We start from the raw sequence: 24,150 nt of genomic DNA on the forward strand, positions 1-24,150 counted from the left end.
ACCTAGCCGACCGAACCCTCCATCTGCAGCTCGATCAGCCGGTTCAGCTCCAGGGCGTACTCCATGGGCAGCTCCTTCGCGATCGGCTCGACGAAGCCGCGCACGATCATCGCCATGGCCTCGAACTCGGTGAGGCCGCGGCTCATGAGGTAGAAGAGCTGGTCCTCGGAGACCTTGGAGACGGTCGCCTCGTGGCCCATCGACACGTCGTCCTCGCGGACGTCGACGTAGGGGTAGGTGTCCGAGCGGGAGATCGTGTCGACGAGCAGAGCGTCGCAGAGCACGTTGGACTTCGCGCCCGGCGCGCCCTCGCCGATCTCGATCAGACCGCGGTAGGACGTACGGCCGCCACCTCGCGCCACCGACTTGGAGACGATGTTCGAGGAGGTGTTCGGCGCCATGTGGACCATCTTGGCGCCGGCGTCCTGGTGCTGGCCCTCGCCCGCGAAGGCGATGGAGAGGGTCTCACCCTTGGCGTGCTCGCCCATCAGGTAGATGGCCGGGTACTTCATGGTCACCTTGGAGCCGATGTTGCCGTCGACCCACTCCATGGTCGCGCCCTCGTAGGCCACGGCCCGCTTGGTGACCAGGTTGTAGACGTTGTTCGACCAGTTCTGGATCGTCGTGTAGCGGCAGCGGCCGCCCTTCTTCACGATGATCTCGACCACGGCGCTGTGCAGCGAGTCCGAGGAGTAGATCGGGGCGGTGCAGCCCTCGACGTAGTGGACGTATGCGTCCTCGTCGACGATGATCAGCGTCCGCTCGAACTGGCCCATGTTCTCCGTGTTGATACGGAAGTAGGCCTGGAGCGGGATCTCGACGTGGACGCCCTTGGGCACGTAGATGAACGAGCCGCCCGACCACACGGCCGAGTTCAGCGAGGCGAACTTGTTGTCACCGACGGGGATGACGGTGCCGAAGTACTCCTTGAAGAGCTCCGGGTGCTCCTTCAGCGCGGTGTCGGTGTCCATGAAGATGACACCCTGCGCCTCCAGCTCCTCGTTGATCTGGTGGTAGACGACCTCGGACTCGTACTGCGCGGCGACACCGGCGACGAGGCGCTGCTTCTCCGCCTCCGGGATGCCGAGCTTGTCGTACGTGTTCTTGATGTCCTCGGGCAGCTCCTCCCAGGAGGCCGCCTGCTTCTCCGTGGACCGCACGAAGTACTTGATGTTGTCGAAGTCGATGCCCGACAGGTCGGAGCCCCAGTTCGGCATGGGCTTCTTACCGAAGAGCTTGAGGCCCTTGAGCCGCAGCTTCAGCATCCACTCGGGCTCGTTCTTCTTCTCCGAGATGTCGCGGACGACAGCCTCGGAGAGGCCGCGCTTCGCCGCCGCGCCTGCCGCGTCGGAGTCGGCCCAGCCGAATTCGTACGTACCCAGACCCTCGAGCTCAGGGTGGGCAGTCTCCGTGGGGAGCGTCATGCGGGGTTCCTCCCGGCCGTGCTTGCAGATGCTGAATGGGTGGTCTGTGGGGGTGCTGCCTGGCCGCTGCGCGGCACATATGTCGTGCACACGCCGTCGCCGTGGGCGAGGGTGGCCAGACGCTGCACATGGGTCCCGAGGAGGCTGGAGAAGAATTCCGTCTCCGCCTCGCACAGCTGTGGGAACTGCTCGGCGACATGCGCCACCGGGCAGTGGTGCTGGCACAGCTGCTCGCCCTGCTGCGGGCCCGGCGCGCTTCGCGCCGTAGCAGCGTACCCGTCGGCGCTCAGGGCCCTGGCGAGGGCCTCCGTGCGCTCCGCGGGCTCCGCGGCCTCGACCGCGGCGCGGTACGGCTCCCCCATCGCCGCCATCCGGGCGCGGGCGAAGGCGGTGACCGCCTCGTCCCCGCCGGACTCGGCGATGAAGCGCAGGGCGTCCGCGGCCAGCTTGTCGTAGGACTGGTCGAAGGCGTCCCGGCCGCAGTCCGTCAGGGCGAACACCTTGGCGGGCCTGCCGCGGGTCCGCGCCCCGTAGACCCGCTGTTCACGGGCTTCGACGACACCGTCGGACACGAGGGCGTCCAGGTGGCGGCGGACGGCGGCCTGGGTGAGGCCGACGCGTTTGGCCAGATCGGCGGCTGTGGACGGACCGTGGTCCAGGATGGAGCGCGCGACCCGGTTGCGCGTGGAGCGCTCACCGGTCGCGAGTTCCTCCTGAGGAGACCCACCGTCGTATTTCACAACACCATTGTTGCGTAATTCATTCGGTCATGACAACCACGGTCCGAAACGATCTACGGTGCGGTTCGTCACTTAGGGTTACCTAATCTGGCCCCGGAAGAGGGGCGGCAGGAGCCCTTGCCTAGACTTACGCGCCATGGAGAACGAGCCCGTCGTACAGGTCAAGGGCCTGGTGAAGCGGTACGGCACGAAGACCGCGGTGGACGGCCTCGATCTGGTCGTGGCGTCGGACGCGGTGACGGCCGTGCTCGGCCCGAACGGCGCCGGGAAGACCACCACGATCGAGACCTGCGAGGGTTACCGCCGCCCCGACGCCGGCACCGTACGGGTCCTCGGACTCGACCCGGTCGCCGACGCGGAGCGGCTGCGCCCCCGGATCGGGGTCATGCTCCAGTCCGGCGGCGTCTACTCCGGCGCCCGGGCGGAGGAGATGCTCCGCCACATGGCCAAGCTCCACGCCCACCCGCTGGACGTGGACGCCCTGATCGAACGCCTCGGCCTCGGCTCCTGCGGCCGCACCGCCTACCGCCGGCTCTCCGGCGGCCAGCAGCAGCGCCTCGCCCTGGCCCTCGCGGTCGTCGGCCGGCCCGAGCTGGTCTTCCTGGACGAGCCGACCGCGGGCCTGGACCCGCAGGCCCGCCGCTCCACCTGGGACCTGGTGCGCGAGCTGCGCGGAGACGGGGTCTCCGTGGTGCTGACCACCCACTTCATGGACGAGGCCGAGGCGCTCGCCGACGACGTCGCGATCATCGACGCGGGCCGGGTCATCGCCCAGGGCTCCCCGGAGCAGCTCTGCCGGGGCGGCGCCGAGAACACCCTGCGCTTCACCGGCCGTACGGGGCTCGACCTCGGCTCCCTGGTCAAGGCGCTGCCCGACGGCTCCGGGGCCGTCGAGCCGCTCCCGGGCACGTACCGCATCACCGGGGCCATCGACCCGCAGCTGCTGGCCACCGTCACCTCCTGGTGCGCCCAGCACGGCGTGATGCCCGAGGGCATCTCGGTGGAGCGGCACACCCTGGAGGACGTCTTCCTCGAACTGACCGGCAAGGAGCTGCGCGCATGAGCGCCGGTACGTACACCCCGCGCCCCGGCGCCGCCCCGCTCCCCCGGATGATCGCCGCGCAGACCGCGCTGGAGACCCGGATGCTGCTGCGCAACGGCGAGCAGCTACTGCTGACGGTGATCATCCCGACGCTGCTGCTCGTGCTGTTCAGCGCCGTCGACATCGTGGACACCGGCTCGGGCGCGTCGGTCGACTTCCTGGCGCCGGGCATCCTCGCCCTGGCCGTGATGTCGACCGCCTTCACCGGCCAGGCCATCGCCACCGGCTTCGAGCGCCGTTACGGGGTGTTGAAGCGGCTCGGGGCCTCCCCGCTGCCCCGGTGGGCCCTGATGACGGCGAAGACCCTGTCGGTGCTGGTCACCGAGGTGCTCCAGGTGCTGCTGCTGACGGTGATCGCCCTCGCGCTGGGCTGGTCGCCGCAGGGCAACCCGCTCTCCGTACTGCTGCTCCTGGTGCTGGGGACCGCCGCGTTCTCCGGGCTCGGGCTGCTGATGGCCGGGACGCTGAAGGCCGAGGCGACACTCGCCGCCGCCAACCTGGTCTTCCTGCTGCTGCTGGTCGGCGGCGGGGTCATCGTGCCCCTGGACAAGTTCCCGGACGCGGTGCAGTCGGTGCTGGGGCTGCTGCCCATCTCGGCGCTCTCGGAAGGGCTGCGGGACGTCCTCCAGCACGGTGCGTCGACGCCGTGGACGCAGGCCGGGATCCTGGCGGTTTGGGCGGTGCTGGGGCTGGGCGCGGCGGCGAGGTTCTTCCGCTGGGAGTAGGCCGGCCGGGGACTTTCGCGGGCAAGCGGGTGCGAACCCACCCCTCGTGAAAACATGCACAAGCCTCGTCCTACGATGGTCCGCGTGGAAACCCCCATCTCTGCCATCGCCAAGCGCTGGACGCCGTCCACCAAGGTGGTGAAGCGTGCCGCGCTCTCCGCCGTGATGATGAGCGTCTTCATCATCGTGACCGGCGGTGCCGTCCGGCTGACCGGTTCGGGCCTCGGCTGCGACACCTGGCCCAAGTGCACCGACGACAGCCTGTTCGCGACGCCCGAGCAGGGCCTGCACGGCGCGATCGAGTTCGGTAACCGGATGCTGACGTACGTCCTGTCGGCGGCCGTCGGCTGGACCATCGTCGCGACCCGCTCCGCCAAGCCGCGCCGTCGCAAGGTCACCCGGCTGGCCTGGTCGCAGTTCTGGATCGTGCTCGCCAACGCCGTCCTCGGCGGCATCACCGTCTGGGCGGGGCTCAACCCGTGGACGGTGGCCGGGCACTTCCTGCTCGCCAACGCTCTGCTGGCCGTCACCGTGATCACCTGGGTCCGGATCGGCGAGGGCGACGGCCCCGCGCGGCCCCGCGCTCCCCTGCCGGTACGCCGCCTCTCCTGGGCGATCCTGGCCACTACCGTGGTCCTCATCGTGCTCGGCACCTCGGTGACCGGTTCCGGCAAGCACGCGGGCGACAGCAGCGACGTACCGCGCATGCCGTGGGACTGGTCGGCCGCCGCCCATGTGCACGCCATCGCCGCCTGGGTGGTCTGCGCGCTGGCCATCGCGATGTGGCTGGCCCTGCGGGCCGTCGACGCCCCCGCCGACACCCGGGCCCGCGCCCGTGACCTGCTGATCGTGCTGCTCGCCCAGGGCGCGATCGGGTACGTGCAGTATTTCAGCGATGTCCCCGAGGTCCTGGTCGGCGTCCACATGTTCGGCTCGGCCATCATGTGGATCGCCGTGATCCGCCTGGTGATGAGCATGCGCGAGCGCGGCGACGACGAGTCGGCCACGCTGCCGGGACCGTCCGCCTCCGCCGAGCAGCAGCCGGCTGCGCAGGCGGTCTGAGAGGCCCCGCATACGGCGCAGGGGCGGCGGGCATGTGCCCGCCGCCCCTGCGCCGTACCCGCTCAGCTGTCGTTGGACGGGCCGCCGACCTGGATCCCGGCCATCCGCGACCACTCGTAGGGACCCGTGCGGACCTTGAGGGCGAGGTCGCCGTCGAACTCCTCGTGCATCGTGATCCCCGACTTCTCCGCCGCGCTCTCGGCCACGGCGTACGTCGGAGCCACCAGGTCGCCCCAGGCGCCGTCCTGACCGACCAGGACGATACGGGCGCCCGCCTGGCCGATGTAGGCGAGCTGCCCTTCGGCGCCGCCGTGCTCCTTGGCGAAGGCCCCGATCTCGCGGGCGAGCTTCGCCGCCCTGCGCTCTGCGCGGGCCGCCTTCCTGGCCTCCGTCCGCGAGGTCTGCCCGGTGTCTGCTGCGTCTGCTGCCGTCTCTCCCATGAACAGGATGCTACCGACGAGTAGTTCGAACGGCGACGGGCGGGTCGCGTGGCTTGTGCCACGTGACCCGCCCGTCGGCGTACTGACAGAAGCGGCTAGCGGAGGAAGGGATCCACCGCGACGGCCAGGAAGAGCAGCGAGACGTAGGTGATGGACCAGTGGAACAGCCGCATCTCCTTGAGCTTGGAGCCGCTCACCCCCGCCCTGGCCCGGTTCTGCAGCCCGTGGGCCTCCCAGAGCCAGAAGCCGCCCGCCAGCAGCGCCACCGACAGGTAGAACCAGCCGGTGTAGCCCAGCGGGGTGAGCAGCAGCGAGACGCCGACCATCACCCAGCTGTAGAGGACGATCTGCTTGGCGACCACCTGGTTGGAGGCGACGACCGGGAGCATCGGGACGCCGACCCGGGCGTAGTCCTCCTTCACCTTCATGGAGAGCGGCCAGTAGTGCGGCGGCGTCCAGAAGAAGATGACGGCGAAGAGGATGACGGCGGCCCAGGAGAGGGAGTTCGTCACGGAGGACCAGCCGATGAGCACCGGCATGCAGCCGGCGATGCCGCCCCAGATGATGTTCTGCGAGGTGCGGCGCTTCAGCAGCATCGTGTAGACGACGACGTAGAAGAGCAGCGCCCCGAGAGCGAGCCCGGCGGACAGCCAGTTGACGAGCAGCCCGAACCAGAGCGTGGAGATCACCGCGAGGGCGAACCCGAAGGCGAGGCACTCACGGGGACTGACCATGCCGGTGACCAGCGGACGCTGTGACGTGCGGTCCATCAGCGCGTCGATGTCGCGGTCGATGTACATGTTCAGCGCGTTGGCGCCGCCCGCCGAGAGGTATCCCCCGATGGTGGTGGTGAGCACGAGCCACAGGTCGGGTACGCCCTGGGCGGCGAGGAACATCACCGGAACGGTGGTGATGAGCAACAGCTCGATGATCCGTGGCTTGGTAAGCGCCACGAATGCCTTGACGCGGGCCCCGTACGGGCGATGGCCCCCTGGGCTGGGAGTCAAGGCGACCCCTGCGGGTCGGGACTCGACGGCCGTCACGCACACCCCTGACAGAGAAATCCCAGCAAGCTCCGGGCGAGGAGGCCCGGTGAAGACTTGCGCGAACCCGACCACTCTAAACGTTGGGCACACACCGTCCTTCGCGGGGGTGGGGTCGTGTTGAGGGTGACTGCGCGGTGTCCGGAGCCCGTCCGCCGGGAGGCGAAGTCCGCAGGCCGCCCGCACCCTGGAAAGTGCTCGGGAAGTGTGCCCCGCGGCGGGGGTAGGCTCGGCAACGCCCGGTGCGGTAACAGTCACCGGTTTACGACAGTGGAGAGGAGCCCTGACTCAGGGTGAGCAACAAGCCGACCACCACAGACCTCCAGTGGACCGATTTGGACCAGCGGGCCGTGGACACCGCCCGCGTCCTCGCCGCGGACGCCGTACAGAAAGTCGGAAACGGCCACCCGGGTACGGCCATGAGCCTGGCTCCCGCCGCGTACACCCTTTTCCAGAAAGTCATGCGGCACGACCCCGCGGACGCGGAGTGGACCGGCCGCGACCGGTTCGTCCTCTCGGCGGGCCACTCCAGCCTGACCCTGTACATCCAGCTCTACCTCGCCGGTTACGGCCTGGAGCTGGACGATTTGAAGGCGTTCCGGACCTGGGGCTCCAAGACCCCGGGGCACCCGGAGTACGGACACACCACCGGTGTCGAGACGACGACCGGCCCGCTGGGCCAGGGTGTCGCCAACGCGGTGGGCATGGCCATGGCCGCCCGCTACGAGCGCGGCCTGTTCGACCCCGAGGCGGCCCCCGGCACCTCGCCCTTCGACCACACGGTCTGGGTCATCGCCGGTGACGGCTGCCTCCAGGAGGGCATCTCGGCCGAGGCGTCCTCGCTGGCCGGGCACCAGAAGCTGGGCAACCTGGTCCTGCTCTGGGACGACAACCACATCTCCATCGAGGGCGACACGGAGACCGCGGTCTCCGAGGACACCCTGAAGCGGTACGAGGCGTACGGCTGGCACGTCCAGCGCGTCGAGCAGCTGCCCAACGGTGACCTGGACCCGGCGGGTCTGTACGCGGCGCTGCAGGCGGCCAAGGCCGAGACCGGGCGCCCCTCGTTCATCGCGGCCCGCTCGATCATCGCCTGGCCCGCGCCGAACGCCCAGAACACCGAGGCGGCCCACGGCTCGGCGCTCGGCGACGACGAGATCGCGGCGACCAAGCGGGTCCTCGGCTTCGACCCGGAGCAGACCTTCGAGGTCTCCGACGCGGTCATCGGCCACACCCGTGAGGCCCTGGACCGCGGCCGTGAGGCCCGCGCCGAGTGGGACAAGGCGTTCGCCGCGTGGCGCACCGCCAACCCGGAGCGCGCCGCCGACTTCGACCGGATCGCGGCGGGCGAGCTGCCCGCGGGCTGGGAGGAGAAGCTCCCGGTCTTCGAGCCCGGCAAGTCCCTGGCCACCCGTGCCGCGTCCGGCAAGGTGCTCCAGGCGCTGGGCGAGGTCGTGCCCGAGCTGTGGGGCGGCTCCGCCGACCTGGCCGGCTCGAACAACACCACGATCGACAAGACGTCGTCGTTCCTCCCGGTGGGCAACCCGCTGCCGGAGGCCGACCCGTACGGCCGAACGATCCACTTCGGGATCCGCGAGCACGCGATGGCCGCCGCGATGAACGGCATCGCGTTGCACGGCAACACCCGCGTCTACGGCGGCACCTTCCTGGTGTTCTCCGACTACATGCGCAACGCGGTGCGGCTCTCCGCGCTGATGCACCTGCCGGTGACATACGTGTGGACGCACGACTCGATCGGCCTCGGCGAGGACGGTCCGACCCACCAGCCGGTGGAGCACCTGGCCGCGCTGCGCGCCATCCCGGGCCTGAACATCGTGCGCCCGGCCGACGCCAACGAGACGGCCATCGCCTGGCGCGAGATCCTGCGCCGCTACACCAAGGTGTTCGGCGAGGGCGCCCCGCACGGTCTGGCGCTGACCCGGCAGGGCGTGCCGACGTACGAGGCGAACGAGGACGCGGCCAGGGGCGGTTACGTCCTGTTCGAGGCCGAAGGGCCCTCCGGGCAGAGCACGGAGCCACAGGTGCTGCTCATCGCGACCGGCTCCGAGGTCCATGTCGCCGTCGAGGCGCGCGAGCAGCTCCAGGCGGCCGGTGTGCCGACCCGGGTCGTCTCGATGCCGTCGGTCGAGTGGTTCGAGGAGCAGGATCAGGGTTACAAGGAGAGCGTGCTCCCGCCGTCGGTCAAGGCGCGGGTCGCCGTCGAGGCGGGCATCGGCCTGACCTGGTACCGGTATGTCGGGGACGCCGGCCGGATCGTCTCGTTGGAGCACTTCGGTGCCTCGGCCGACGCGAAGGTCCTCTTCCGCGAGTTCGGCTTCACCGCCGAGAACGTGGCCGCCGCCGCGCGGGAATCTCTCGCCGCCGCAGCACGCTGACGCCGATAATACGACTAGTAGGAGATGCAACCCATGACAGACGCACTCAAGCGCCTCTCCGACGAGGGCGTGGCGATCTGGCTCGACGACCTGTCGCGCAAGCGGATCACGTCCGGCAATCTGGCCGAGCTGATCGACCAGAGCCATGTCGTCGGCGTCACCACCAACCCGTCCATCTTCCAGAAGGCGATCTCGCAGGGCGACGGTTACGAGCAGCAGCTCACCGACCTCGCCGCCCGCCGGGTCACCGTCGAGGAAGCGGTCCGCATGATCACGACGGCGGACGTCCGCGACGCCGCCGACATCCTGCGTCCGGTCTTCGACGCGACCGGCGGCCAGGACGGCCGGGTCTCCATCGAGGTCGACCCGCGCCTGGCGCACAACACCCTGGCCACCGTCGCCGAGGCCAAGCAGCTGGCCTGGCTCGTCGACCGGCCGAACACGCTCATCAAGATCCCGGCGACCAAGGCCGGTCTCCCGGCGATCACCGAGACCATCGGCCGGGGCATCAGCGTCAACGTGACGCTGATCTTCTCGCTGGAGCGCTACCGCGCGGTCATGGACGCCTACGTGGCGGGCCTGGAGAAGGCGAAGGCCGCGGGCCTGGACCTCTCCAAGATCCACTCGGTGGCGTCCTTCTTCGTGTCCCGGGTGGACACCGAGATCGACAAGCGTCTGGACGCCATCGGCTCCGAGGCGGCGAAGGCCGCCAAGGGCAAGTCCGCCCTGGCCAACGCGCGCCTGGCCTACGAGGCGTACGAGGAGGTCTTCTCGGGCGACCGCTGGGCCACGCTGGACAAGGCGCAGGCCAACAAGCAGCGCCCGCTCTGGGCCTCAACCGGTGTCAAGGACCCGTCACTCAAGGACACCCTGTACGTCGACGACCTGGTCGCCCCCAACACGGTGAACACCATGCCGGAGGCGACCCTGGAGGCCGTCGCCGACCACGGCGAGATCACCGGCAACACCGTCGCCGGCGGCTACGACCAGGCCCGCGCCGACCTCGACGCGATCAAGAAGCTCGGCATCTCCTACGACGACGTCGTCCAGGTGCTGGAGGACGAGGGCGTCGAGAAGTTCGAGGCGTCCTGGACCGACCTGCTCAAGTCGACCGAGGCGGAGCTCTCGCGCCTCGCCCCCTCGGAGGGCTGACCACTTTGTCTGCTGTTCCCGGAGCCAACCCGCTCCGTGACGCACAGGACCGACGGCTCCCGCGTATCGCGGGGCCGTCGGGCCTGGTCATCTTTGGCGTCACGGGCGATTTGTCCCGTAAAAAGCTGATGCCTGCTGTCTACGACCTGGCGAACCGCGGCCTGCTGCCACCGGGCTTCTCGCTCATCGGCTTCGCGCGCCGCGACTGGGAGGACGAGGACTTCGCCCAGGTCGTCCACGACGCCGTCAAGGAGCACGCCCGTACGCCGTTCCGCGAGGAGGTCTGGCAGCAGCTCATCCAGGGGATGCGCTTCGTCCAGGGCAACTTCGACGACGACGAGGCGTTCGAGACGCTGAAGGCGACCATCCAGGAGCTGGACAAGGCGCAGGGGACGGGCGGCAACTTCGCCTTCTACCTCTCCGTGCCGCCGAAGTTCTTCCCCAAGGTCGTCCAGCAGCTCAAGAAGCACGGCCTGGCCGACCAGAAGGAGGGCTCCTGGCGGCGTGCCGTCATCGAGAAGCCCTTCGGCCACGACCTGGCCAGCGCGCAGGAGCTCAACCAGCTCGTGCACGACGTCTTCCCGCCCAACGAGGTCTTCCGGATCGACCACTACCTGGGGAAGGAGACGGTCCAGAACATCCTGGCGCTGCGGTTCGCCAACACGATGTGGGAGCCGATCTGGAACCGGTCCTACGTCGACCACGTACAGATCACGATGGCCGAGGACATCGGCATCGGCGGCCGGGCCGGCTACTACGACGGCATCGGCGCCGCCCGTGACGTCATCCAGAACCACCTGCTCCAGCTGCTGGCACTGACCGCGATGGAGGAGCCCGGCTCCTTCCACCCGAAGGCCCTGGTCGCCGAGAAGCTCAAGGTGCTCACCGCCGTCGAGCTGCCCGAGGACCTCGGCCTGCACACCGTGCGTGCCCAGTACGAGCACGCCTGGCAGGGCGGCCAGGAGGTCCTCGGCTACTGCGAGGAGGAGGGCATCGACCCCAAGTCGACGACCGACACCTTCGCCGCGATCAAGCTGACGATCAACAACCGCCGCTGGGCGGGCGTGCCGTTCTACCTCCGTACCGGAAAGCGGCTCGGCCGCCGGGTCACGGAGATCGCGGTCGTCTTCAAGCGCGCGCCCTACCTGCCCTTCGAGTCCGGTGCCACGGAGGAGCTCGGCGGCAACGCCCTGGTCATCCGGGTCCAGCCGGACGAGGGCGTCACCGTGCGCTTCGGCTCCAAGGTGCCCGGCACCTCGATGGAGGTCCGGGACGTCACGATGGACTTCGCGTACGGCGAGTCCTTCACGGAGTCCAGCCCGGAGGCGTACGAGCGGCTCCTGCTCGACGTGTTGCTCGGCGACGCCAACCTGTTCCCGCGCCACCAGGAGGTCGAGCTCTCCTGGACCATCCTCGACCCGATCGAGGAGTACTGGGACAAGCACGGCAAGCCCGCGAAGTACCCGGCCGGCACCTGGGGTCCGGCCGAGGCCGACGAGATGCTCGCACGTGACGGACGGAGCTGGAGGCGGCCATGAAGATCGATCTCACGGAAACCACATCCAGCAAGATCAACCAGGCGCTGGTCTCGGCCCGCCGGGCCATCGGCACCCCCGCCATCGGCATGGTCCTCACGCTGGTCATCGTCACCGACGAGGAGAACGCGTACGACGCGCTCAAGTCGGCCGGTGACGCCTCCCGCGAGCACCCCTCGCGGATCATCGCGGTGATCAAGCGGGTCAGTCGCTCGCCGCGCGCCCGGCGCGACGCCCGGCTCGACGCCGAGGTCCGGGTCGGTTCCGACGCGGGCACCGGCGAGACCGTGGTGCTGCGCCTCCACGGCGAACTGGCCAACCACGCCCAGTCGGTGGTGCTCCCGCTGCTGCTGCCGGACGCCCCGGTCGTGGTGTGGTGGCCCGAGGACGCGCCCGCCGACGCGGCGAAGGACCCGCTGGGCGCGCTCGCCCAGCGCCGGATCACCGACGGCTACTCCGCCGAGCGCCCGCTCGACGAGCTGGCGGTGCGGGCGGCGACGTACAGCCCCGGCGACACCGACCTTTCGTGGACCCGGATCACGCCGTGGCGCTCCATGCTGGCCGCGGCCCTGGACCAGCAGCCCGCGCAGGTCATCGGCGCCACCGTCGAGGGCGAGAGCGACAACCCGAGCTGCGAACTGCTCGCGATGTGGCTCGCGGACCGGTTGGGCGTCCCGGTGGAGCGCACGCTCTCCGGCGGCCCCGGCCTGACCGCGGTCCGGATGGAGACGAAGAACGGCGTCATCGTCCTCGACCGGGCCGACGGCTCGCTGGCCACGCTCTCCATGCAGGGCCAGCCGGACCGCGCGGTGGCGCTCAAGCGCCGTGACACCGCCGAGCTGCTGGCGGAGGAGCTGCGCCGGCTGGACCCGGACAACACCTACGCGTCCGCGGTGAAGTTCGGGGTGGAGAAGCTCCACGCGGGCGGCGAGGTCAAGGCCACTCCGGTTGCCTCTGCCGAGGAGAAGGCCCCGGGGAGCGGGCAGAAAGCCCCCGCGGCGAAGAAGGCCCCGGCAAAGAAGGCGGCCGCCAAGTGACGCCTCCTCAGCTGGTGGTGCACCGCGACAAGGAGCTGATGGCGCAGGCCGCGGCGGCCCGGCTGATCACGCGGATCGTGGACGCCCAGGCAGCCCGGGGCCACGCCTCGGTGGTGCTGACCGGCGGGCGCAACGGCAACGGCCTGCTGGCCGCACTCGCCGCCGCGCCCGCCCGGGACGCGGTCGACTGGGCGCGGCTCGACCTGTGGTGGGGCGACGAGCGGTTCCTGCCCGAGGGCGACCCCGAACGGAACGTCACCCAGGCCCGCGAGGCGCTGCTCGACGCGGTGCCGCTGGACCCGGCCCGGGTCCACGCGATGCCCGCATCCGACGGCCCGTACGGCAAGGACGTGGACGAAGCGGCCGCCGGGTACGCGGCCGAGCTGGCCGCCGCCGCAGGGCCGGAGGACCACGGCCGGGTGCCGGCGTTCGACGTGCTGATGCTGGGCGTCGGCCCGGACACCCATGTCGCCTCGCTCTTCCCGGAGCTGCCCGCGGTACGGGAGACCGAGCGCACCGTCGTCGGTGTGCACGGGGCCCCCAAGCCGCCGCCGGTCCGCGTCTCGCTCACGCTCCCCGCGATCCGCGCGGCACGTGAGGTGTGGCTGCTGGCGGCCGGTGAGGACAAGGCGGAGGCCGCCGCCATCGCGCTGTCGGGCGCCGGGGAGATCCAGGCGCCCGCGGCGGGCGCGTACGGGCGCAGCAGGACGCTCTGGCTGCTGGACGCGGCGGCGGCATCCCAGCTGCCGCGCGCGCTGTACCCGCCGGCTTCTGCCTGACCGTACGGACCCTCAGGCCCGGCCCGCTTTTTCCCAGCGGGCCGGGCCTGAGGCGTGAAAAGCTCGCCCCCATGGTACGTATCGGAACCGTGGTGATGGGCGCGAGCGACGTACGACGGGCCGCCGCCTTCTGGAAGGCGGCGCTCACGTACACCGAGCGCGAGCGGGGGACGGACGACTGGGTGGTGCTGGTCCCGGTCGAAGGGCCCGGTGTCGGCGTGGCGTTGGGGCGCTCCGCCTCCCCCGTGCAGGAGGTCCCCCGGGTCCACATCGACCTCTACTCCGACACGCAGGAGGCCGAGGTCGAGCGGCTGATCGCACTGGGCGCCGAGCGGGTCGCGTGGGAGCTCTACCCGCCGGACCCGGACTTCGTGGTCCTCGCCGACCCCAACACTTCTGACTACCGGTTCTGAGCATACGCGCACGTCAGCACCAACGACAGAGCCCCGCCCGGCACTTGGCCGAGCGGGACGGTATGAGGTGCTGCTACTCGTCGTCCTTCTTCGGGGGCAGCACGAAGCCCCTGGTAGGCCCGTTCTGCCGCCGGGGGGCAGGGTCGGGGGTGGACGGCCGGAACGTCGCCGCCAGGGCTGCGAGCGCGTCAGCGGTGGTGTCCTTGCGGGTTGCCGGGTCGGCCGTGTCGTACACGCGCCATGGGCCCGTCAGGTTCTCCGGGTCTTCCGGCGCGACGACACCCGGGATGCCCAACTGCCGCAGCACGTGGTCTACCTGTCGGGCCTGTTCCGCGTCCATGTGGTCACCTTCCGTTGTGTGCGGGCAGCGTAGCTACTCGCCGGTGGTCGCGCAGTTGCCCGGACGGATCGGGCCGCAGCCACCGGGCGGCGTGTGCTGGCACTGTGCCGCCACGGACACCAGGGACTTCGTGGGGCTCGTCCACAGGTCCGAGTCCGTCTCGTACCCGGCCTGTTCGATGGTCGCGATGGTGCGGGTGATGACGTGCTCGTCGAAGCGCTCGGGGTCGGGGCGCTCGGGGTAGTGGTGCACAAACCGGCCCAGCCCTTCACACAGCTTGGCGTACAGCTCGGTGTGCAGGATCAGGGCGTGCCACCCCTCGTCCACGACCTTGGAAGGGGCGATCCTGGTGGTGGGGAACTGCGCTGCGGCGTCCACGAACTTGATCGCCTCCGCGACGATCCGTTGCGCCGTACCCTCGGTCATACCGGGGTTGTTGTCGGAGACCGTTGCGACGACACCCCCAAGCCCTTCGGGGGTAAGTAACGCGAGTGCGTTTCGCATCTGTGTTGCCTTCCTTGTTGGGTTGACCCGTTCCGACCGTGCGTCCTGTCCAGGGGTTAGAACGGTCGGAACGGGGGTCGAGCCCCGTCCCTGCCGAGATGCCGAATCGAGTACGAGGGAGCCTCGACTACGGCCACGTTCGGCAGGGACGGGAGACTAGGGGGCCGTTGCCTACCGACCTGGATGTTGGCGGTGGTGTCGTGTAAGCGCTGAAATTCGTTGGTGTGGTCTTTGAGTTTCGCGGTGACCTCTCGCGCATCGTCCAGCCGCAGGAAACCCAGACTGATCACATAGGCATCCTTGAGCGCCGAGCATTCATCGCACACCTGCCGAAGACTGATGCCGTCCAGTGAAATGCCGTACGGAATGAGTGCGTTGACGAGTCCAGCGGCAACGGCTGCGGCGTCCGCGCGGTCGCCGTCGTCGAAATAGTCGGGTCCGACCGAGTGGGATTCATGCGTCATGTTCGCTCCAGTCGTTCAGGGCGGCAGGGCCGGGCGTGTGACGGCTGTTCAGTTTCGGCCTATGACGGCCACGCCGATTACGAAACCGCATGAGGCGCTGATAGCGATGATCAGCAGCGGCCCCGTGAACGCCGCGACGGCGTGGTAGGTCCGCTTCATGAAAGGCCCTCCGGCCGAACACAGCTGGGGCAGCCGTCCGGGTGGAAAGGCGACGGGGGGTGATGCGGGCCGGGCAGGTAGACCACACCTGACTTTCGGTCCAGCGCGCCCCCGTACGGCGTCCACCATCCTTCGGGGCTGTTCGCGTACGGCGTGCCCGTGAAGAGGTCCACAGCGGGCTTCTCGGCCGTCTCGGCGCTCACGGACGCCCCCCGCGTGCGCGGCCGTTCTCCGCCTCGATCAAGGGGCGAATGCGCTGCATGGTCGGGCTCTGCGACCGGTCGTCGCCGGCCGCGTCGGCCGCTCCCACCGTGTCCGGGCACTGCGGGGAACCACACGTGCACCGGGGCCACAGGAACGCCGACCGGACGGGCGGCTCACCTCGTTCGGGGAAGTGCTGACGGGTCACCATGACCGCACCAGCCTCCCAGCGCTCGCGTTGCCGTTCGGCCTGGCCGCCCGGGGGCACTGCGAGCCGGCGGGGAACGAGCGGGCTCCCGCCAGCGTCGCTGTGCTCTTGTTCCATGTCCGAGCCCTCCTTGCACTGTCATCCCTTGGTGGTCCGTGCTCGCACTAGGCAACCGTCCGACCACGCACAGCGGTACCGTTGGGAAGAGGGCAAGAGATAAGAGCGTTAAGCAGTCAGAGCACGGGAGTTGGGCCATGACGACACGACAGCCGAACGCCGGACTTGAGCGCCTGTTCCGCGAGAGCGGGTGGACCATGCGCCAGTGCGCCCAAGCGGTCAACCGCATCGGGACCGAGCGCGGGACGCCCCTTAAGTACCAACAGCCGTCCGTGCACCAGTGGTTACGCGGTCAGCTTCCCAAAGAGTCCGTACGGCCGCTGATTCTGGAAGCGTTTGCACGGAGACTGCTCCGCCCGGTCACGCACGCGGAAGCAGGATTCCCTTCGCCCGCAAATGATTCCAACGGCCACCCGAATACTGTTGAAGGTCTGCTAGACCTCGGGAGGCAAGATATGGACCCATCACGCCGCAGCGTTCTAGGCGTGGGACTATTCTCCGTCGCTCTTACCATCCCAGGATGGCCAGATGTTGTGGGGCGCATAGAAGCACTTAAGAGGAATCCGAAGCTGCGCATCGGCCAATCAGAGGTTCAAGCGGTCAAAGCGATGACTGAACGGCTTTCGGATCTCGACGATGATTTCGGCGGCCGCTACGCGCGCCCCTTGGCCGCAGCCTTTCTGGTCAACACTGTGACCCCGTATCTCAACGCGGACGCGTCCAGCGAGACGCAAAAATCCATGCTGTCTGCCGCCGCATTTCTGTGCTACCTGACCGGATGGATGGCAGTCGACGAAGGTGCTCACGGTAGGGCCCAGCAGTATTACGTGAAAGCCCTAGAACTCGCTGGGGCGGGCGGCGACCATAACACCTATTGCCACGTCCTACGAGGCATGTCCGTGCAGGCCGCGAACCTCGGTCACGGAGCACCAGCGGCAAGGCTCGCGAACGCTGCCGCAGAGGCAGCGCCCGAGTCCACTCCTCGCATGCGGGCATTCATGGCAGGACAACAGGCCCACGCCTACGCCCTTGCAGGGGAAAAGACGAATGCGCTTACGAGCCTACGCGAGGCGGAGCGAGCAGTTAACCAAGCAGAAAGCCAGCTTGGGACTTTCGGCGGCTTCAGCTCCGCCACTCTCGCATACTCAACCGCAGAAGTACGACATGCCCTGGGCGATACCAAAGGAAGCGTCGAGTCCTTGCATGACCATTTTCGACTTCGAGACTCGACGGACATGCAACGCAGTAAGCTGATTTTTAGCTCTCTATTGGCTGAGAGACAGCTCGAAATCGGCCACATGGAAGCGGCATGCTCTACATGGAGTTCCGTTCTGGATGACTACCCGGCCATTCACTCAGGGAGAATTGACGAGCAAGTGAAGAAGATCGCTCCTCTCCTCTCCCCCTATCGCGGGAATCCCCTAGCCCGGCAAACAGCTGAGAAGGCAATTTCGCTCACCCGGAAATAAAAGAACCCGCTCTCTCGCCTCGCAAGGACGAAAGAGCGGGTTCGGTGTGCAACTACATTCAGTCCCAAACATCCGAGTCGTCAGCGTCGGGCGCGGGTGCCGTAATCGCGGTGCGGGCGCTCGGCGAAAGACCCAACTCCCGCACGTACCGCGCAAGTTGCGCCCGGTACTGGCCTGCGATGGTGGTAGCCCCGTTCTTCTGCCACCCTCGCTCGCCCCGGACGAGCAAGCCGTGCTCTGATAGCTCGCGCTCGCACTGGTCGATACGCGCTGCGGATATGCAGTAGTCCTTGAGGACCGTGGTATCTACCTCGCCGAGTCCGACCGCGATTTTCAGTACGGGGACGACTCGCCGCCATTCGCGCGAGGCGACTGCGCGGCAGCGAGAGTTAACCGCTTCCCGTTTGGGGTTTTCCACAGTGTGGAAGGTCTCGCGCCAATCGGGCTCTGTCAGTTCCGAGGGTGGTACGGCAGCGCTATCCGGGACAGGACGCTTTCCGGGGTTGCCTTCTCGGATCACTTGCAGAGCGGGCTTCTTGCGCCGTGGGTCGGCCAAGGTTATTCCCTTTCGATATGTGGGCAGCGTTGCAGGCCCGCGCAAATGGCTTTAGCTGCGGCGAGAGTCTTTTGCCTCCCTGCCGCTCAATCTCGGGAGGGGCAGGGGGTCACCCCCTGGTCAGAACGGCGGACGCTCGGCCGATTCGCGGCGTGAACGTGCTTCGGCAGCAAATCCGCTTGGTTGATTACGTGCGGTCTCGCGGTTACGGCACGCGACGCACAGCGGACGCAGATGCTTTGCCGCATCAGGATTCGGCTCATTCCGAGCGATCAACTCGCGTCGGCTCAAGGGGAAATGGTCGGCGACGTTCGCCAACTGTCCGCAGAGCACGCACCAAGGGTTCGCGTACAGGTACGCGCGCCGGATGCGCTGCCAACGGGTGGTATAGACAGCTCCACCGCGCGCCGCACGGTCCGCGTTCGCTTCCCTGGTGTGCTTCGGACAGCGACCACCACGGGGGGGTCAGTTCGGAGCACCCGGGGATAGAGCAAGGGGGGCGGGGTCTGCGGGGCATGTGGGACCCTCCGCTGGGAGTGGGGTTCTGCACACAAGCTGACACTGGCCCTCGGTCCCCGTGGTCCACTGCCGCTATGACATCGAAGTAGCAGGCAGAGACGCACCCCGCAGTTGAACTCCGTTGCGGCGGACTCCACTTGACCGTCCAACGCGTTCCCGGATGGCTGGTGGCAGCCCTCGCCACAGCCACAGGAAGCGGACTCGCAGCGTGGCTCACGTCGCGGTGAGCGCTCTGGACCATGTAGCGCCCCCCTGCCGTCAACCCCGGGCATCCGGGTTTCGGGCAGGGGGTACGGGGCTTACGCGGCATGGGGGCCATTCGGAGGGATCACCGAGGGATCGATCGGAGTTCCGTCCGGGTGGCGGGGTGTGAGGTCGATAACCGTGAGCCGGCCAGCGTGCCGCATCTGCTGAACTCCCCTCGGCATTATTGTCTCTGCGTCCGTTGCCGTGTCGGCCCACGCGGGCCGCCCCTGCTCATCACGGGGGAAGTACGGGTAATCCCCGTCCGGTCCGGGGTCGAGTGCGTCTGTAGCCATTTCTAACCCTTCCGGGAAACGTGGTCCTCGCGTGACTGTGTCACTTCCTCGGCGAACTGGGCCCCGAGTTCGGCCGCCTGCTTTTCAACCGCCTGCTGAATCTCGTCCAGCATCTGCGAGTCGTACCAGCGCTGTTCGGGAACCGTGTTCGGTTCGCCGATAGACCGCTGTGCCCGCTGGGCTTCGGTCAGCACGTGGCTCCGCCGGTAACGAGCCGCGCGGAACTCTACGTACGCGGCAAACCACGGCTCGGCCGACAGTGCCTGAATGAACCGCTCTCGGGCGTCATCGCCGGAGTGGGCAGCTTCCTCCGCTCGCGCACCCCAAGACTCCACAAATTCACGGTCGTAGACCGCCCCGCGCTCGGCCCTGCGAGCCTTTTCGGATTCCTGCGCCGCTTCCAACTGTGCCTGAGCGTCAGCGATCGGAGCGGAGAGCTTTTCTGCCTGAGCCTGGAGTTTGGCGACCCGCTCGGCAGCCTTCTGAATTTCGTTGTTGGTCATATCAGTTGGCACCCTTCGTCACGTCGCGGCCGTGCTCGGCTGCAATCTTCTTGTCGTTCTCGTAGTAGCCAAGGCTCATCCGGGTAGACGTGCCGAGCATTTCGAACACCGCGGGACGCGAGTCACGCAGTGCGGCGAGTTCTTCCATTCGCTCGTCCCACTTGAATGTGTCAGCACAGTTTTGGCCCTTGTCGCGCTTCCCGTCCAGGAATTCGGCGCGGCTGAGATATTCGTTCATGGTTTTTTCTCCACTGTCCGGGCATGAAAAAGCCCCTGCGTATGGCACGTCAGGGGTTCGTGATTGAAGTTCTGGAATTATGGGGGCGTGTGTCCCTACGCGGAAACCGCTTGCGGGGTGCTGATCAGTGCACGCGCGTTTCGTTTTCTCCTAGGTTTTCTAGACGCATCCGAAAAAACGGGTAGAACCGTCATTCCGTCATGGCATCCCCGCTGATCATCGAAGCCGCGTATGCCCGTCTGCGGGCACGCCAGAGCCCCGGCAGCACACAGGGGCCGTCCGGGGCTCTTAAGGGGCGTAGCGGGCGCGTGGTGCTACGCGGCCACCAGTTCGCGGACCGGCTCGGCGACCAGTTCACGGGCTGGCTCGACCAGGCGCACGGACGCGCCCTCGGTGGGGGAGTCTCCGCGTACCACGGACTCAAGCGCCGACACCTCTCCCGCGAGGGCTTCCGCTGCGGGGTCCAGCTCACCGCGCATGGTGAAGTCCACGCGCCGTACGTCGAGCTTGCGCCATCCGCCACGGACACCGCGCCGCACGTCGAGCCGGACCCCCGCTTCAATGAGCATCGCGCGTCGCCCCGCCGTGTCCTTCTCGGCCCACTCGTCGGCGAACACCTTCGGCGTCGCGCACGGGGCGTCCCTCCCTGGAAGCAGCCGAAAAGGTCGACCCGCAACGCATCGTCACACCGACCGGCCGCATACCACGTTGGCGGAGTTCGAGGAGCACCAGCGCGCGTCCGTGTCCGTGCGTTCCTTGTTGTCGATGCTGCGGGCGCAACTCGGGCTCGGGGTCGTACCCCGGAATCTCGACTACGTGGATTGCCGAAACGGTCGTCCCTTCCAACAGCTCACGGACGATCCGTTCAATGACCTTTACCGCGTCGGGGTCCGGTACGAGCGTCCACCCGATACCGCCGAACTCTGCGGCCATGGGGGCGGGCATGTAGCCGTACGGGGGACGACCACCCCCGCGCCACCGGAGCGGCATCCGGCGGATGGCTGCCATGGCCCCGGTAACGCGGTCCTTGATGCTCTGCGACTCCACTTGTGCCGCAAAGGCGAGCATCATCATTTGGAACTCGGCCATGGGGTCCACGGGGTTCCGGAAGTCAAAGACGAGCTTGCCCCCGCCAATGCCCTCGGCGAAGACGAGCATCTTCCGGTGGTCACGAGCCCACTTCGCAAGCTCGTGCATGTGCGCCATGGACCGGATAGCGCGGTCGAAGCGCCACCAGACAAGCGCGTCGTACTCGTCGGGCCGGTTGAGCCATCCGCCGAGTTCCGGACGGTCGAACGGTCCGAACGTGGACGCGCTCACGTCCAGGTCTACGGCCTCGCGGAGCGCGTCACCGGACCCGAAGGGGTGCACTGTTCATGCTCCCCGTAGGGACCGAGGGATTCCCGCTACCGGGCTTGACCAGGACCGATGCCACCATGCTGCACACTCCAGAACCTCTAGTTCTGAGTGTTGGGAGACACCGAGGGCAACCGCTTCTGCGTCATCGACACGACCCACGGCGGCTGACGGGCCCCGGGCATCCCGGCGTCAGAGGATGACCTGGTCCGTGCCCTGCTCCAGCTTGCTGATCGCGGCCCGGCAGGCTCCGACGAAGCGGTCGAAGACCGGGGTCGTGCTGCCGGCCCGGCCCGCCCGGGTGTTGTTCGTGAACATGGCGGCGCGCAGCTCCGTGGTGAGCTCCAGCTGACCGCCCTTGGACAGCATGGTGCGGTTGACGGGGTTGGCGGGGTTGACGCCTGCCAGGTCGGGCGTCTCGTTCCCGTCCCGCCAGGCGATGCCCACCTGGTCGAACTCGGCCTTGAGCAGGGTCTTGAAGCGGGTGTTGAGCCCGCCGACCACCACGGCCTGCGGGACGGTGCCCGCCTGCGCCGCCGTACAGCCGTGCAGGCTCAGGACGTTGAGGCTGCCGGCCGCCATGGAGATCGCCACGTGGTCGTCGCAGTTCTTGGCGGTGACGTGCAGATCGCGGTTGCCCGAGGAGCGCAGCCCCTCGAACATCCAGTAGTCGTGCACCCCGTGGCCGTCCTGGAGCGGGGCGAGCGTGGCCGGGTGGTAGCCGGCTATGCCGAGGCAGAGTTCGGAGGTGCCGGTCTCGATGCCGCCGCCGTGCAGGGCCATGACGGTGGTCCGGTTGTACGGGTACCTCTGCGGCGTCGAGTGGTCGGCGTACTCGTGTCTCTTGTAGCGGCGGGCGAACTCGACGCCCTCCTGTCCGGCGAGCTTCTTGTAGAGGTCGGTGTTGGAGGTGTAGGTGTCCAGATCGTCCGTGGCGTGCGCCGGGGTCGCGGTGAGCGAGCCGAGCAGCGGACCGCTGACGGCGGCGGTGGCCAGGGCGGTGAGGACCGTACGACGGTGGGTGAAGGTCATGATCACTATCGTCGCCGACAGCGGTCCGGCTGCCCAGGAGGCCGGTTGTGCCGTCCGTCACGGGCCGGGGCGCACATCCCGCTCCAGGAAGGGCTCCAGCAGCCCGGGGACGGCCTCGGCGGCGAAGGTGAGGCCCTCGGACACGTCGGTGTCGTACGCCGAGTACACGCCCCCTCCGGCGGCCGTGGTCGCCGTGAGGGTGAGCAGCCCCGCCCGCCGCTGGAAGTACGACTGCCTGACGGTCCAGCCGATCACCCCGGCCCGCTCCAGGGCGGCGGTGGAGCGGCGGAGCGTGCCGGATCGGGTGACCAGGTAGCGGCCGGAGAGCGCGTGGCCCAGGTTCCGGTAAGCGTCCAGCGCCAGCGCCACCGCGAGCGGCGGGAACACCACCGCGCAGCCGAGCGCGATCCACAGGAGTACGGGGGTGAGGAGCGCCCCGAGGAGGGTGAGCAGCAGGACCGGGGCGAGGGCGGCGGCGAGCGACCAGCGCAGCCGGCGGCCACGGGCGGCACGTGGGTGGCGGGTCAGCGGGGCGCCGGTCGGGGTGGCCTCCTCGCGCAGTATCGCGGCGGCGACGGAGTCGGCCAGCGGGCGCGGCACGGCCGGGAGGACCGTGTTGTGGTCGGCGTTCTTGGACTCGCTGTCCTGGGCGAGCCCGGTGGTGATGGCGTCCAGCCGGGCGGCGCCGACCATCCGTACGCCGAGGGGTTCGACCAGGTCGACTCCGCGCAGCCGGGCCTCCTCGACGGAGATGGACCGGGAGGTGAACAGCCCGCGCCGGACCCGGATGGTGCCGCCGGGCTCGCGCTCCAGGCGGTAGTTCCACCACATCTCGATCCAGAGGCCGAGGGCCCCGACCACACCCGCGACCAGGGCGGCCGCGACGAGGATGACGATCACCCACAGGAGCGGGGTCTCCTGGAAGCGGTCGCCGAGCCAGGCGATGACCTCGCCCTGGGCCCCCACCCAGTCGCTGATCTGCATGACGGCACCGACGGCCGCGCCGCCGAGCATGGGGGCGACGAAGGAGACCGGTGCGTAGCGGATCCAGCGCGGGTCCAGCGTGGCCAGTTCGCCGTCGCGGTGCATCCCGGGCTGCGGGGTGGTGGCGCGTTCCAGCAGGAGGCGGCGGAGCCGTTCGCCCTCGGCGCGGGTGACCGGGTCCAGCTCCAGGGTGGAGTCGCTGCCGTGCTCGCCGGTGCCGATCCTGACGGTGACGAGGCCCAGGAGGCGCAGCAGCAGGTTGGCGGTGAGGTCGACGGTGCGGATCCGTGTCCGGGCCAGGGAGCGGCGCTTGACGAGGAGGAGGCCGGTGTGGAGGTCGACGCGCTCCTCGCCGATCCGGTAGCGGGTGCGGTGCCAGCGGACCCGGTCGGCGCCCGCCGCGACGCCGATGGCTCCGGCGGCCGCGGCGAGCGCCCAGAGCACCGCGCCGGGGAGCCCCAGCCAGCGGGCGAGGCCGAGGGTGGCGGGCACGGCGGCGCCCGCGACGACGCCCGCCACGACGAGGGCGGTGACCCAGACCGTACGGGGGTCGAGGCGGCGCCAGCCGTCCGCGGGGGCGTACGGGGATTGCGGGGTGCTCATGTGGCGTCGCCGGGGGTGTCACGGGTGATGCGGGTGAGCCGTTCGGCCAGTTCGGCGGCGATCTCGTGGTCCAGGCCCTCGATCCGTACCGCGCCCTTGGAGGATGCGGTGGTGACCGTGACGGTGGCGAGCCGGTAGAGCTGTTCCAGCGGGCCGCGCACCGTGTCCACGGTCTGGATCCGGGACATCGGCGCGATCCGCCACTCCTGCCGGAAGAACCCGGTGCGTACGTACACCGCGTCCTGAGTGACCTCCCAGCGATGGGTGCGGAACCACCAGAGCGGGAGGAGGACGGCGGCCGCCGCGCCCGCCGCGGCGAGGACCGCGGCGGGCAGCAGCAGCCAGAGGCGGGCGGGTTCGATCACCGCGCCCAGGACGGCCAGCGGGAGGACGGGGACCGCCGTCATCAGCAGCCACTGGACCCGCCACCAGCTCACGACCCGCTCGTTCAGCGTGTTGCGCGGCGGCCGCAGCCGTACCGTCGCCGTCCCCTCCCCCGCCGGCATGGGC

General features: G+C 68.9%; 25 protein-coding genes. 10 read left to right on the plus strand and 15 right to left on the minus strand.

Going from position 1 to position 24,150, the window contains the following annotated elements:
- Nucleotides 1-2: 2 nt before the first annotated feature.
- Nucleotides 3-1,424, minus strand: a complete 1,422-nt coding sequence (sufB, locus tag AMK21_RS20855) for a Fe-S cluster assembly protein SufB (protein ID WP_030568051.1) — start codon at nt 1,422-1,424, stop codon at nt 3-5.
- Entirely contained in the window at nt 1,421-2,164 is a 744-nt protein-coding gene (locus tag AMK21_RS20860) for a helix-turn-helix transcriptional regulator (protein WP_073880122.1), read from the minus strand. The genes sufB and AMK21_RS20860 overlap by 4 nt, the downstream gene beginning before the upstream one ends.
- A 136-nt stretch (nt 2,165-2,300) precedes the next feature.
- Here AMK21_RS20860 and AMK21_RS20865 point away from each other — a divergent pair, with 136 nt between their 5' ends.
- The 3 genes from AMK21_RS20865 (at nt 2,301) to AMK21_RS20875 (ending at nt 5,053) form a co-directional block, all read left to right on the plus strand.
- Nucleotides 2,301-3,227 (plus strand): ABC transporter ATP-binding protein, encoded by a 927-nt coding sequence (locus tag AMK21_RS20865; protein ID WP_073880124.1) that lies wholly within the window; start codon nt 2,301-2,303, stop codon nt 3,225-3,227.
- Nucleotides 3,224-3,991 (plus strand): ABC transporter permease, encoded by a 768-nt coding sequence (locus AMK21_RS20870; protein ID WP_073880126.1) that lies wholly within the window; start codon nt 3,224-3,226, stop codon nt 3,989-3,991. The genes AMK21_RS20865 and AMK21_RS20870 overlap by 4 nt, the downstream gene beginning before the upstream one ends.
- Nucleotides 3,992-4,066: 75 nt before the next feature.
- Entirely contained in the window at nt 4,067-5,053 is a 987-nt protein-coding gene (locus AMK21_RS20875; protein WP_073880128.1) for a COX15/CtaA family protein, read from the plus strand.
- Nucleotides 5,054-5,115: 62 nt separating this feature from the next.
- Here the strand turns inward: AMK21_RS20875 and AMK21_RS20880 are convergent, their stop codons facing one another.
- Complete coding sequence (locus tag AMK21_RS20880) at nt 5,116-5,493, minus strand: hypothetical protein (protein ID WP_073880130.1); 378 nt, start codon at nt 5,491-5,493, stop codon at nt 5,116-5,118.
- A 95-nt stretch (nt 5,494-5,588) separates the two neighbouring features.
- Nucleotides 5,589-6,542, minus strand: coding sequence for a heme o synthase (locus AMK21_RS20885; protein WP_073880132.1), 954 nt, complete (start codon nt 6,540-6,542; stop codon nt 5,589-5,591).
- A 287-nt stretch (nt 6,543-6,829) separates the two neighbouring features.
- On the opposite strand from AMK21_RS20885, the gene tkt reads away from it, so the two are divergent.
- The 6 genes from tkt (at nt 6,830) to AMK21_RS20915 (ending at nt 13,848) form a co-directional block, all read left to right on the plus strand.
- Complete coding sequence (gene tkt / locus AMK21_RS20890; RefSeq protein ID WP_073880134.1) at nt 6,830-8,932, plus strand: transketolase; 2,103 nt, start codon at nt 6,830-6,832, stop codon at nt 8,930-8,932.
- Between the two features lie 33 nt (nt 8,933-8,965).
- Complete coding sequence (gene tal / locus AMK21_RS20895; RefSeq protein WP_073880136.1) at nt 8,966-10,084, plus strand: transaldolase; 1,119 nt, start codon at nt 8,966-8,968, stop codon at nt 10,082-10,084.
- Nucleotides 10,085-10,089: 5 nt separating this feature from the next.
- Nucleotides 10,090-11,622 (plus strand): glucose-6-phosphate dehydrogenase, encoded by a 1,533-nt coding sequence (gene zwf / locus AMK21_RS20900; RefSeq protein WP_073880138.1) that lies wholly within the window; start codon nt 10,090-10,092, stop codon nt 11,620-11,622.
- Nucleotides 11,619-12,656: a glucose-6-phosphate dehydrogenase assembly protein OpcA gene (opcA, locus tag AMK21_RS20905; RefSeq protein WP_073880140.1), complete on the plus strand. Its 1,038-nt coding sequence runs from the start codon at nt 11,619-11,621 to the stop codon at nt 12,654-12,656. The genes zwf and opcA overlap by 4 nt, the downstream gene beginning before the upstream one ends.
- Entirely contained in the window at nt 12,653-13,435 is a 783-nt protein-coding gene (gene pgl / locus AMK21_RS20910; protein WP_073880142.1) for a 6-phosphogluconolactonase, read from the plus strand. Before opcA ends, pgl begins: the two co-directional genes overlap by 4 nt.
- A 71-nt stretch (nt 13,436-13,506) precedes the next feature.
- The gene (locus tag AMK21_RS20915) at nt 13,507-13,848 is read left to right on the plus strand and encodes a VOC family protein (protein ID WP_073880144.1); all 342 of its coding nucleotides are present in this window, start codon (nt 13,507-13,509) and stop codon (nt 13,846-13,848) included.
- 73 nt (nt 13,849-13,921) lie between these two features.
- Here the strand turns inward: AMK21_RS20915 and AMK21_RS20920 are convergent, their stop codons facing one another.
- The 3 genes from AMK21_RS20920 to AMK21_RS20930 form a co-directional block, all read right to left on the minus strand.
- Entirely contained in the window at nt 13,922-14,188 is a 267-nt protein-coding gene (locus AMK21_RS20920; RefSeq protein WP_073880146.1) for a hypothetical protein, read from the minus strand.
- A gap of 33 nt (nt 14,189-14,221) precedes the next feature.
- On the minus strand, nt 14,222-14,614 hold the full coding sequence (locus AMK21_RS20925) for a glycine-rich domain-containing protein (protein ID WP_234422001.1): 393 nt from the start codon (nt 14,612-14,614) through the stop codon (nt 14,222-14,224).
- 134 nt (nt 14,615-14,748) lie between these two features.
- Nucleotides 14,749-15,156 (minus strand): hypothetical protein, encoded by a 408-nt coding sequence (locus tag AMK21_RS20930; RefSeq protein ID WP_073880150.1) that lies wholly within the window; start codon nt 15,154-15,156, stop codon nt 14,749-14,751.
- 1,170 nt (nt 15,157-16,326) lie between these two features.
- Between AMK21_RS20930 and AMK21_RS20940 the strand changes: the two genes are divergently transcribed.
- Nucleotides 16,327-17,310, plus strand: a complete 984-nt coding sequence (locus AMK21_RS20940; protein WP_324613914.1) for a transcriptional regulator — start codon at nt 16,327-16,329, stop codon at nt 17,308-17,310.
- A 58-nt stretch (nt 17,311-17,368) separates the two neighbouring features.
- On the opposite strand, the gene AMK21_RS20945 is transcribed toward AMK21_RS20940, so the two are convergent.
- From AMK21_RS20945 to AMK21_RS20985, 8 genes are all read right to left on the minus strand, one after another.
- The gene (locus AMK21_RS20945; RefSeq protein ID WP_324613918.1) at nt 17,369-17,830 is read right to left on the minus strand and encodes a phage terminase small subunit P27 family; all 462 of its coding nucleotides are present in this window, start codon (nt 17,828-17,830) and stop codon (nt 17,369-17,371) included.
- A 1,096-nt stretch (nt 17,831-18,926) separates the two neighbouring features.
- A complete protein-coding gene (locus tag AMK21_RS20955; RefSeq protein ID WP_073880156.1) occupies nt 18,927-19,427 on the minus strand; it encodes a hypothetical protein in 501 nt (166 codons plus the stop codon).
- A gap of 1 nt (nt 19,428) precedes the next feature.
- Nucleotides 19,429-19,665 carry a hypothetical protein gene (locus tag AMK21_RS20960; protein ID WP_073880158.1) on the minus strand — a complete coding sequence of 79 codons (237 nt, stop codon included), beginning with the start codon at nt 19,663-19,665 and terminating at the stop codon, nt 19,429-19,431.
- A 314-nt stretch (nt 19,666-19,979) separates the two neighbouring features.
- Entirely contained in the window at nt 19,980-20,234 is a 255-nt protein-coding gene (locus tag AMK21_RS36145; RefSeq protein ID WP_234422003.1) for a hypothetical protein, read from the minus strand.
- Complete coding sequence (locus tag AMK21_RS20970; RefSeq protein ID WP_073880162.1) at nt 20,224-21,036, minus strand: recombinase family protein; 813 nt, start codon at nt 21,034-21,036, stop codon at nt 20,224-20,226. Before AMK21_RS20970 ends, AMK21_RS36145 begins: the two co-directional genes overlap by 11 nt.
- A 177-nt stretch (nt 21,037-21,213) precedes the next feature.
- Nucleotides 21,214-22,053 carry a poly-gamma-glutamate hydrolase family protein gene (locus AMK21_RS20975; RefSeq protein ID WP_073880164.1) on the minus strand — a complete coding sequence of 280 codons (840 nt, stop codon included), beginning with the start codon at nt 22,051-22,053 and terminating at the stop codon, nt 21,214-21,216.
- Nucleotides 22,054-22,110: 57 nt separating this feature from the next.
- On the minus strand, nt 22,111-23,640 hold the full coding sequence (locus tag AMK21_RS20980) for a PH domain-containing protein (RefSeq protein ID WP_073880166.1): 1,530 nt from the start codon (nt 23,638-23,640) through the stop codon (nt 22,111-22,113).
- Nucleotides 23,637-24,146, minus strand: a complete 510-nt coding sequence (locus AMK21_RS20985) for a PH domain-containing protein (RefSeq protein ID WP_073880168.1) — start codon at nt 24,144-24,146, stop codon at nt 23,637-23,639. Before AMK21_RS20985 ends, AMK21_RS20980 begins: the two co-directional genes overlap by 4 nt.
- Nucleotides 24,147-24,150 lie beyond the last annotated feature (4 nt).

It is taken from the genome of Streptomyces sp. CB00316 (assembly GCF_001905595.1).
Taxonomy (GTDB): Bacteria; Actinomycetota; Actinomycetes; order Streptomycetales; family Streptomycetaceae; genus Streptomyces.